9 protein-coding genes and 1 pseudogene are annotated in these 10,931 nt (G+C 54.9%); 6 read left to right on the top strand and 4 right to left on the bottom strand.

The features are described from left to right. On the top strand, positions 1-239 hold a 239-nt coding region (locus tag PHV74_10045), incomplete at its 5' end, for an Lrp/AsnC family transcriptional regulator (protein ID MDD5094704.1). 106 nt (positions 240-345) lie between these two features. Here PHV74_10045 and PHV74_10040 read toward each other — a convergent pair. The 4 genes from PHV74_10040 to gyrA are packed head-to-tail and all read right to left on the bottom strand — an operon-like array spanning position 346 to position 6,015. Then, positions 346-1,251 carry a universal stress protein gene (locus tag PHV74_10040; protein ID MDD5094703.1) on the bottom strand — a complete coding sequence of 302 codons (906 nt, stop codon included), beginning with the start codon at positions 1,249-1,251 and terminating at the stop codon, positions 346-348. 11 nt (positions 1,252-1,262) lie between these two features. Continuing rightward, entirely contained in the window at positions 1,263-2,960 is a 1,698-nt protein-coding gene (gene ade / locus PHV74_10035) for an adenine deaminase (protein MDD5094702.1), read from the bottom strand. A gap of 1 nt (position 2,961) precedes the next feature. Then, complete coding sequence (gene hpt / locus PHV74_10030) at positions 2,962-3,486, bottom strand: hypoxanthine phosphoribosyltransferase (GenBank protein ID MDD5094701.1); 525 nt, start codon at positions 3,484-3,486, stop codon at positions 2,962-2,964. A gap of 48 nt (positions 3,487-3,534) precedes the next feature. Next, entirely contained in the window at positions 3,535-6,015 is a 2,481-nt protein-coding gene (gene gyrA / locus PHV74_10025) for a DNA gyrase subunit A (GenBank protein ID MDD5094700.1), read from the bottom strand. Positions 6,016-6,423: 408 nt separating this feature from the next. On the opposite strand from gyrA, the gene PHV74_10020 reads away from it, so the two are divergent. The 5 genes and pseudogenes from PHV74_10020 to prfB all read left to right on the top strand — a co-directional run bounded on the left by PHV74_10020 (position 6,424) and on the right by prfB (position 10,931). Then, positions 6,424-6,993, top strand: coding sequence for a CvpA family protein (locus tag PHV74_10020; GenBank protein ID MDD5094699.1), 570 nt, complete (start codon positions 6,424-6,426; stop codon positions 6,991-6,993). Positions 6,994-6,999: 6 nt separating this feature from the next. Continuing rightward, on the top strand, positions 7,000-8,454 hold the full coding sequence (locus PHV74_10015; GenBank protein ID MDD5094698.1) for a CoA-binding protein: 1,455 nt from the start codon (positions 7,000-7,002) through the stop codon (positions 8,452-8,454). Beyond that, positions 8,454-9,146, top strand: a complete 693-nt coding sequence (gene nfi, locus PHV74_10010; protein MDD5094697.1) for a deoxyribonuclease V — start codon at positions 8,454-8,456, stop codon at positions 9,144-9,146. Before PHV74_10015 ends, nfi begins: the two co-directional genes overlap by 1 nt. After that, complete coding sequence (locus PHV74_10005) at positions 9,127-10,053, top strand: cation diffusion facilitator family transporter (protein ID MDD5094696.1); 927 nt, start codon at positions 9,127-9,129, stop codon at positions 10,051-10,053. Before nfi ends, PHV74_10005 begins: the two co-directional genes overlap by 20 nt. Before the next feature lie 50 nt (positions 10,054-10,103). Next, positions 10,104-10,931 (top strand): annotated as a pseudogene (gene prfB, locus PHV74_10000) (peptide chain release factor 2).

Raw genomic sequence — 10,931 nt, 5'->3', positions numbered from 1 at the left:
ATCGCGTTGACGAAGTGGGACAGCAGATGGCCGCTTTCCCCCAGGTTACCCACTGTTACGAGCGCCAGACGAGCGCCCGTTGGCCCCGGTTCAACATCTTCACCATGATTCACGCCAAGACCGTCGCGGAGAACCGAAAGACCTTGGCGTCGATATCGGATGAAACCGGCATCGAGGAATATGAGGTGCTTTCGACGGTGCGGGAATTCAAGAAGGAGCGGGTTCGGTATTTGGTCTAATCGCTGGCTCACGCATGTCCCCCAGATTCAAAAGTTCCCCCAACGAGTGGGGGTAAGAGGGGTGAGTCAGACTTTTTTAGCACCCAGTTCAGCTCCTTACTGGGTATCAACGAGGCTTCGGCGGCCTCACCAGTAAGAGGGGGGTGTTTCCATCATGCAAGACCTTGTCTGCGACGCTCCCTATCGCCCAGCGTGAGATGCCGGATCGCCCGCGGGTTGACATTGCCACCATATCGGCAGGGATCTCTTCAGCCAGTTTAAGGATTTCCATGGCTGCATCTCCACTCCGCAGTTCCCAGGCTACGGAGATGCCTTTTTTCTTCAAGCCGTCCCCTATCTTGCCAAGGTAATCCTCAGCGGAAGCCTTTTGCGATTGCATTTGTTCTTGTGGGTAAGGAATATACGCAAATCCGCCATCCGCCAGAAGCACGTTATACCCGATTTCCAGAACCTCAAGCAGAGTAACGTGATTGCCGACTTTTGAAGCCATCTCCTCGACGTAGGGGATGATAGCCTCGCTTCCCTTCGATCCGTCCAGGCAGACGATCATCTCGCCATGGATGCTCGTCTCGCGCACATCAGCTTGAGCACCCTTGGCCCTGATGAGCGCCACCGGCCGGTCCGTGGTCCGGACCACGCGGTCGGCCACGCTGCCAAGCGCCCATCTTTTGAATCCGGAGAGCCCACGAGTTGCCATGACGATGAGGTCGATATCTTCCCTGTTGGCGTATTCCGCGATCTCCCAGGCGGGGTCGCCCGTCACCAGCGCTGAGCCTACCTTGACTTCTTTTGCCTCCACTTTCCCGCGATGTTTTTTAATTCCTCGGCGTGTTGACTCGACTATCTTCTGGAGATAAGCCCGGCGCATGTTGACATAAGGGTCCTCGGATAGTTCGCTGACATTGAGGAGTTTTATCTCAGAACCGAGTCTACCGGCGGCCTCCTCGGCATAGGGCAGCGCCACTTCCGCCAGTTCCGAACCGTCCAGGGGGACCAGTATTCTCTCGTACATCTCTCAACCTCCTACAACAGCTTAAAGGACAGTACATCCACCAATCCCAGATCGGTCAATCTCAATTCAGGGATCACGGGCAAAGCGAGAAACGATAGTGTCGCGAAAGGAGACGCCAGCGTGCAACCCAGGATGCCGGCGATATACTTGAGGCGCTCCAGTTTCTGAACCACCGTATCCAGCGGCTCCTGAGAAAGGAGACCGGCGATAGGCAGGGCCAGTGAGCCAAGAATCTGCCCTCCGGCAGCAATAGCAATGCCGCCCTGAGTTCGCTCCAGTTCCTTGATTGCGGTGAATATTTCCTCATCGCTGGTCCCGACGGCCACAATATTGTGGGAATCATGGGCAATAGAAGAGGCCAACGCGCCCCTTTTGAGCCCGAATCCCTTGACCCATCCCAAGCCGATATTCCCTGTGGCCTTATGTCTTTCCACTACTACCAGCTTGAGGATGTCCCTTTCTATATCCGGCTGGATGAAACCGTTTTCGATCTTGCCCTTTTCCGCTCTCTTCCGGGTGACGATCTGATCCGGGACGACTTCAATCACCGGTACTGCCTGTTTTCTGGCGGGCACAGCCAGTTTCCCGATATCGAACGGCTTGATATTGACGGTGCGGGTAAGAGCGGAATCAGTGAAAGGGGAAATCGATGTGCTGAGATGCCCGCCTTCAGCCACGAGTTTACCATTATAAAAAACCCGGTCTGCTGCGAGATCCCTCAGGTCATCGATTGCTGCTAAATTGGCCCGGTAGCCCGGCGCAATGGCTCCCAGCCCGGCCAGGCGGAAGTATTCGGCCGTATTGATCGTGGCCATCTGGATTGCCCTGATGGGATTAAGTCCCTTTCGAATAGCTTTCCTCACCACGGCATCGATATCGCCATCGCGCAGGAGATCGGCGCAGTCGCGGTCATCTACCACAAAGAAACATCGTTTGAAGGTCTGGTCGGTCACCAGGGGAAGGAGGGCATCCAGATTCTTCTCTGCTGAGCCCTCGCGGATCATGATGTGCATGCCCCGGCTCAATTTCTCCCGAGCCTCTTCAAGTGTGGTGCACTCATGGTCGGAGGATATCCCGGCAGCCAGATACGCATTCAGGCTGTTCCCTCTCAGTCCGGGGGAGTGGCCATCGATCACTTTGTCCCGGAAGGCTTCGATCTTGGCCCAGACTCCGGGGTCGCCGAACATCACGCCGGGGAAGTTCATCATCTCGCCCAGCCCCAAGACGTTCTTGAATCTGAGGAGGCCCTTCAGTTCTGCGGCGTCCAGATGGGCTCCGGCGGTCTCCAGATGGGTGGCCGGAACACAGGAAGGGGCCATCCCGAAGATGTCCATCGGCAAGCCCCGGGCGGATTTCAACATATATCTGATGCCCGCCGCACCGCAGACGTTGGCGATCTCATGGAAATCGGTGACAACGGCCAGGACGCCTCTGGGAACGACGGCCTTAGCATATTCGGCGGGACTCAGATGGGAACTCTCCAGATGAATATGGCCGTCAATCAGGCCGGGGATGAGGTATTTCCCCTTGAGATCGATGGTTTCCTTGCCTTTTTGGTAATCGCCAACCCCTGCGATTCGATTCCGGTAAATCGCCACATTGGCTGACTCGATCGTGGCGGTGAACGTGTTCACCATCCGGGCATTGGCCAACAGGATATCGGCAGGAGCATCGCCTCGAGCTACCGCCAGTAAGCCCTGGATATCCATTTTAGTCCTCCTCGATGCAGCAGACTTCGGGCAGATAGCGGTACTGTTCATCGATGTCGAGGCCATAACCCACAACAAACTTATCGGGGACGGTGAATCCCAGGTAATCGATGCAAACCTCGGACCTCCTTTTTGATGGCTTATCCAGTAAGGCGCAGATCTTCACAGAGGCAGGGCTCCTTTGCTTCAGGAAATCGAGGACAAAACACATGCTGAGGCCGGTATCGACAATGTCTTCAACCACCAGGATGTCCCGGCCTTCAATATTGGCCTTTAGCCCTTGAACAACCTCGACTTTGCCGGAGCTTTCTGTTCCTGACCCATAGCTGAAGATCCGGAGAAACTCAATTTCAACCGGCATGTCCAGAGATCTCACCAGGTCCGCCATGAAAATGAACCCGCCTTTGAGGACGCAAACCAGCAGCGGATTCTTGTGGCGATAGTCCTGCTGGATCTGAGCAGCCAACTCTGAGACTCGCTGGGTTAACTGCTCTCTACTGATGAGAACACTTGGCTTCTTATTCAATCTTCTCCTCCACGAATGCCGGAGTGAGATGAAATCCGTCTCTGAATCTTAGCCAGCAGTTATTTCCGGCGAATCACCGTTCGTTAGGACAGGGGGAGTGGGGTCAATTGTCGGTTCACTGATCACGGCAATCGAAGCTACAGCATCACCATGGGTGAGTCTGATGGTCTTCACCCCCTGAGTGTCCCGCCCCAATCGCGATATACCCTTCAGCGGCATCCTGATGATGGTTCCATTTTTGGTGGTTACCATCAATTGGTGAGAGAGATCAACAATGGCGGCATCCACTACTAAACCGGTCTTCTCGTTTACGTGGTGGGCGCGCATCCCTCCGCCACCGCGAAGCTGTAGCCGATACTCCTCAACCGGGGTGCGTTTGCCGTATCCGTTGGCCGTAACCGTGAGCAGGAAAGTCTTGGGGAGAATAACGCCCATTGATACTACTTTGTCCCCTCGCTTGAGGTTTATGCCACGAACCCCTCCGCTGGTCCGCGAGGCAGTGCGCAGCTTATCGACGGTAAATCTGATCGACTGGCCGCTGTCTGCCACGAGGATCACATCATCCTGTGCTGTAGCTGTTTTGACAGAAATGAGCTCATCGTCCTTCTCAATGTCCATGGCAATAATGCCGGCGCTGCGTACGGAAGAGAACCTCTTAAGCTCGGATTTCTTCACCTCTCCGTTCCTGCTGGCCATCACAATAAATCCATCTTCGGGGAAACGAGCCGTTGACATCACTTCCGTGACTCGTTCGTCGGTCTCGATGGGGATAAGGTTGATGACAGGAAGCCCTTTAGCCTGTCGGCTGCTTTCTGGAAGCTGATAGCACTTCAGCTGGAAAACCCGGCCTCGATTGGTGAAGAACAGCAGGTTATCGTGCGTATCGGTGACCATCAACATCTGGAGATCATCGGTATCTCTGATCTTCATTCCGGTGACGCCCTTGCCTCCACGGTGCTGGGTTCGATAGGTATCCATGGGCAGCCGTTTGATATATCCTCGATTGCTCAGAGTGACTACCGTCTGCTGATGCGGGATCAAGTCCTCGGCCTTGAAATCACCAGCTTCCTCCAGGCTCACCTCGGTGCGGCGCTCATCGCCGTATTTTTCCTTGATTTGCCCCACCTCTTCCTTGATGAGGAAATCGATCTTCTTGGGATTGGCCAGGAGGTCTTCCAGATAGGCCATTGTCTGGAGGAGCGCTGCGTATTCATCTTCGATCTTCTTGCGCTCCAGCGCAGCCAGTCGGCGCAGTTGCATATCCAAAATTGCCTGCGCCTGGATTTGGCTGAGGCTGAATCTCTCCATGAGAGCTTCTCGGGCAGCCTCTGCATTCCGCGACCCCCGAATCAGGGCGATGACCTCATCCAGAAAGTCGAGAGCAACCTTCAGCCCCTCCAGTATATGCGCTCTTTCCTGAGCTTTCTTCAGGTCGAACCGGGATCGGCGGGTGATGACTTCCCGGCGGAACTTGACATATTGCTGCAAAGCCGTTTTGAGATTGATTACCCTGGGCTGGCCATCGATGAGCGCCAGCATGTTGACGTGGAAGGAGGATTGCATGGCGGTATGCTTATAGAGATTGTTCAATACCTGAGTGGGGCGACCGTCTCTTTTGAGTTCAATAACGACGCGTATCCCTTCTCGATCGGATTCGTCCCGAACTTCGCTGATCCCTTCGATCTTCTTGTCTTTCATCAACCCAGCGATGCGTTCTACCAAAGCTGCTTTGTTGGTCTGGTAGGTCAACTCGCTGATCACGATTTGATGGCGGCCCTTTCCGATCTCCTCGATGTGGCTTTTTGCCCTGAGGACAAGCTTGCCGCGCCCGGTAGCATAGGCATTTTCAATTCCCTCACGGCCCAGAATGATTCCACCGGTAGGGAAATCCGGCGCGCGGACCAGTTCGATGAGTTCGCCGACGGAGACTTCGGGATTATCGATGAGGCGGGCAATGCCATCACAAAGCTCTCTCAGATTATGAGGCGGGATGTTGGTGGCCATGCCTACGGCAATCCCCGCCGCACCATTCAAGAGAAGGGCGGGCAATTTGGAGGGAAGAACCGTTGGCTCATTGAGTGAGCTATCGAAATTGGGAATAAAGTCGACGGTATCTCTGTCGATCTCGGAGAGCATTTCCCCGGCGATTTCGGCCAGCCGCGCTTCGGTGTATCGCATTGCAGCAGGAGGGTCGTTATCCATGCTGCCGAAGTTTCCCTGCCCATCGACGAGGGTGTATCGCATCGAGAAGTCCTGCGCCATGCGGACCATCGCTTCATATATGGGTGCATCGCCGTGCGGATGGAATTTACCCATGACCTCACCCACGATACGAGCGCTCTTTTTGTAGGGGCTGGTATGGGTGCTTCCCAGTTCATTCATTCCGTACAGAATCCTTCTCTGTACGGGCTTGAGTCCATCACGGGCATCAGGAAGGGCGCGGGAGACGATCACGCTCATGGCGTAATCGAGATAGGCATTCCTTACCTCATCCTCAAGCGTAACTCGCCTTATGGTTCCGATTTCCATCGTCTTTATTGACTCCTCGCAACTCTACAATAATCGAGTGTATCCAATACAATGTGAAAGGTCAACCCCGTAGGGTAGCCCGTGAGCCGTGGATTCTTCCGCCTCCGGAGCTTCATGCAGAAGCGGAACAGAAGGAAGGATGACATTGCTTGGCGAATCGTCACCCAATCAGAGAGAGGCCGGTGGCAAAGTTCAAACCTGCCCTGCTCAATTTGGCAACGGTTTCCCTGCATGGTAGAATATGTGCAAGCTTGGGGCTCGCGGGTCATCGATTGATGAATGATCAATCGTCTGGGCCCGGGGTCAAGTTCGGGGTAACGGCTTTGCCTAGGGCTCTGCTCAAAAGAGTGCCGCATGATAATGGCCCACCGGGCCTATCAGTAAAGCCAAGTCCTTAAGGAGGTTGTCGTGAACTGGCTGGATGTGATCATCATCTTTTGTCTGGTGCTGTTTGCCTTTCAAGGTTTCAGGAGGGGCCTGACCAAATCCCTGGCCGTCCTGATCGGGATTATCCTCGGCATACTCCTGGCGGGGGCATTGCAGAACACTCTGGCCGATGCGCTCTCCGTCATCGATAATGAAAGCGTGGCCAAGATCGTGGCCTTTGCCATTATCCTGATAGTAACCTTCATAGCCGTATACATTGTTGGCATAATACTCCAGAAGATCCTCAGCATTACCTTCCTGGGGTTGGCGGACCGTTTGGGAGGTGGGGTTTTCGGGTTTGTGGTGGGCTGGCTCATCTGCTCTGTGCTGATCGCTGTTGTGGCCAGATACATCGCTCTGCCTGTGGACCTGCCGTCGATCCCCGTCGCCGGTAACCCGGAGGAGTGGCTCAAACTGAATGGAATCCGCGAGTTTGCGTATAAGGCTATCGACGGATCGGCCATTGCGAGCTTCCAGTTGGATTCCTTCCCCGTCATTCTGAAAATCCTTCCCGGGGAATTCGACGTGGTTCGCGATTTCTTCAAGGGATAGACATTGGTGGATCAGGAGAAGTTCAAAGCCTTCGCCCCGATATTCTATCCCCAATCCATTGCCGTGGTGGGTGTTTCCCGGGATGAGAGGAAACCCGGCAACGGCTACCTTACCACTCTTCTGGATGGGGGGTTCAAAGGGAAGCTGTATGCCGTCGGTTCTGCCGCGGGCGAGGTATCGGGCGTGCCCGTCTTTCCTTCTCTGAGCGCCATTCCCGGATCGGTGGACTACGTGATTGTGAGCATTCCCAAACGACACATCCCCGGTCTTCTGGAGGACTGCCGGACAAAAGGCGTAAAAGTGGTCCAGATATTCAGCGCCGGGTTCTCCGAAGCGGGGGAAAACGATGGCGCTGAACTCGAAGTCGAGATCGCAAAAAAGGCCAGGGATTGGGGGATACGAATCGTTGGGCCCAATTGTACCGGCATCGGCAATCCCGCCCAAAGAATGAGGCTGATATGGCGGAACCTGCTTCCGCACGAACTTGATGCGGGAACGGTAGCCTTCCTCAGCCAGAGCGGCGGCAATGCCGGACTTCTGATGGAATCGGGGCTGGTGAAAGGAATCTGTTTCAGCAAGGTGATCAGTTTCGGGAATGGGACCGACCTTTCCGGCCTCGATTTTCTGGAATATCTGGGAGATGATCCTCAAACACAATTCATCGGGGCCTATCTGGAGGGGATGAAAGAAGGCCGGAGATTTCTCCAACTGGTGAGTGATATATCAAAAAACAAACCGATAGTGATTCTGAAGGGAGGGCTCACCGGGGCAGGCGCTCGAACGGCGGCTTCTCACACGGCCTCGCTCGGTGGGTCTGAGATTATATGGGAGGCGGCGCTCAGGCAATCCGGCGCTGTGAAGGCCGATAACATCGAGGAGCTTGTCGATACACTTGCGGCCTTCTATCATTTACCAAGGTTTGAGGGAAGGAGGGTGGCAGTTATCAGCGGGCTGGTCGGCGCAGGTGGTGGGGCGTGTGTGGCCTCCTCCGATGCCTGTGTTCGGGCGGGGCTGGAAGTTCCCGTTCTCATGCCGCAGACCATTGCCCGGTTAAGAAGTATTCTTCCCGCGGTCGGCAGTATCTTTCAGAATCCGGTGGATGTAGGAGCGGTGGCAGCGGCCAGTCTGAAGATCTTTTCCGAAGCCGTGCAGACGGTCTTTGCCGATCCCAATATAGATATCGTCGTGGTGCATTTTCAAGCCAGCATGGTGGCATATGCCATCGGCCAGGATGGACTGGCTGCCCTAGCCAATATTCTGATCGACCTCAGAAAAACCCAGGCCAAACCCCTCATCGTGCTTTCACAATCGCCGTCAGCCGAAGCGGAAGAGAAGGAATTTGAGCAGATGTGCGCCAATTCGCGAATACCCACCTACCTCTCTTTCGATCGGATGGCTAGGGCCATTGCCAATGTGATATGGTATTGGACCTTCCGCAGTCATCTTGATAGTGAGCGATAGTGAAAGCACAGTCCCTGCATAATTGGCAAGTGACTCCGAAGCAGGCTGTGCTTATCCAGCAGGCCATGGCTGATCGCGTATCGAAAGAAGAATATCCGGGAATTGTGCAGTTCATCGCGGGTGTGGACATCTCGGTGTCGAAATCCGATAACATGGCCCGTGGAGCCGTGGTTGTCCTGAGTTATCCGGAGTTGAAAGTGGTGGAGAGCCGGATTGCCGAAAGGGCAATCGAGTTTCCTTATGTGCCCGGCTTGCTCTCTTTCCGGGAGGCCCCGGTTCTGTTGGCCGCCTGCGAGAAGCTTTCACACAACCCGGACGTGATTTTCGTCGACGGTCAGGGGCTGGCCCATCCCAGAAGGCTGGGGCTGGCATCTCACCTCGGCGTTCTGTGGGATAAGCCGACCATCGGATGCGCCAAATCACGGCTTTGTGGAACGCATGAGCCGGTGGGAAGTGAGGCAGGGAGTATCGCTGATCTCATCGATGGCGGGCAAACCATCGGAGCAGTCTTGCGAACCAGGGCAAACACCAAACCCCTCTATATCTCGGTAGGGCACAGGATAAGCCTGGAGGCGGCCATCCAAATGGTTCTTAAGTGCTGTAAAGGATATCGGCTGCCGGAGCCGACTCGCTTGGCGCACCTGGCTGCCGGAGGGAATCAGTTGCAAAGCAATGAGCGATCATATCCATAACCCTCCTTCATCCGTGAAAGGCAATCAGAATCGGCTGCTGATTGCTCTTTCGATCACCGGCCTGATGACTCTGGTCGAGGTGGTTGGCGGCCTCCTGAGCAACAGCCTGGCTCTGCTGAGCGATGCCGGTCACATGTTCACCGATACTCTGGCACTGGGCCTGAGCTTGTTTGCGCTCAATCTCGCCAAAAGGCCGGCAGACGAAAACAGAACCTTCGGTTATCTCCGGGCGGAAATACTGGCTGCATTGATCAACGGAATGATACTCATTCTGATCAGCGGCTTCATCTGCTACGAAGCTTACCAGCGTTTTATCGGCCCTCCAGAGGTTCACGGTGGCCCGATGTTGGTTATCGCCGCCATCGGTTTGATCGCCAATTTGGCCGGTATTTCGGTGCTCCACGCCGGAAGTCGCGAGAATCTGAACGTCAGGAGTGCCTTCTTGCACATGTGGGGCGATACGATTTCTTCCCTGGGGGTGATCATTGCTGGTATCATTATTCTGGTTGCGGGATGGAATATCGCCGACCCGATCATCAGTATCCTCATCGGGATGATCATCCTGAGAGGCGCAATCCGGCTGGTTTGGGAATCGGTCAACATTTTGCTGGAGGCCGTCCCTAAGCACCTTGGCACGAGTCTGATCATCGAGGAGATCAAGAACATCAGTGGCCTGAGGGATGTGCATGACGTCCATGTCTGGACGATCACTTCCGGGGTATATGCGTTGAGTGCGCATCTTCTGATAGAAGACCAGATGGTGAGCCGCACTGCCGAGATCTCCGAACAGGTCAATGAGATGCTCCATCGGAAATTCGGTATCGGTCATTCCACACTGCAATTGGAGTGCGAGGAGTGCCAGAGCAGTCCGGTTTGCCATATCGAAAATAGATTTGGTGGAACCTAGACCGATTTTGCCATAGAATGCAACCATACAAACAAAACAGGGAGAGGTAGATGGAAGAACTGACAGCCAGATTAAATGACCTGAAAGCCCGCATCGCCAGGATGCAGGAGCATCTTTGACGTTGCAGGGAAAGCTTCAGAACTGTCCCGGATCGAGGCCGAATCGAGCCAGCCCGATTTCTGGCAGGATCAGTTGAAGGCAAGGCAGGTCATGCGTGAACTTGCCCGGCTCAAAGAGACGATCGAAACCTGGCGCGATTTAGAGGGGAAGGTGGGCAATCTCATCGAGCTTGCGGATATGGCAAGTGCAGAGGAAGATGATTCACTGGAAGCCGACTTCACCTCGGAGGCGGGCAGGATCGAGAAACGCCTCGATGAACTGGAGTTTCAGGCGATGCTCGGCGGCCAATACGATGACCGCAATGCGCTTCTGGCGATTCACGCAGGCGCCGGCGGGACTGAATCTCAGGACTGGGCTGAGATGTTGTTGCGGATGTACCTAAGATGGGGAGAAAAGCGCGGGTATGAGACCGAAGTGCTGGAGACTTCACCTGGCGATGAAGCGGGGATCAAGAGCACTCTTGTGGAGATAAAGGGCAGTTATGCCTACGGTTACCTCAGATCGGAGCGCGGTGTGCATCGTCTGGTGCGCATCTCTCCTTTCGATGCCAGCCATTCTCGTCATACCTCGTTTGCGCTGGTTGAGGTGCTGCCGGAGGTTGAAAGCGGCATCGATGTGACCATCAGCCCGGAAGACATCAAGCTGGATGTCTTCAGATCAAGCGGTCCCGGCGGGCAACACATGCAGAAAACCAGTTCCGCAGTCCGCATCACCCATATCCCCACGGGAACTGTTGTCACCTGTCAGAGCGAGCGCTC

The sequence above is a fragment of the Dehalococcoidia bacterium genome (assembly GCA_028711995.1).
Classification (GTDB): Bacteria; Chloroflexota; Dehalococcoidia; order SZUA-161; family SpSt-899; genus JAQTRE01.
The sequence above is the reverse complement of the archived record's forward strand: the minus strand, read 5'-3'. Positions and strand labels throughout refer to the sequence as shown.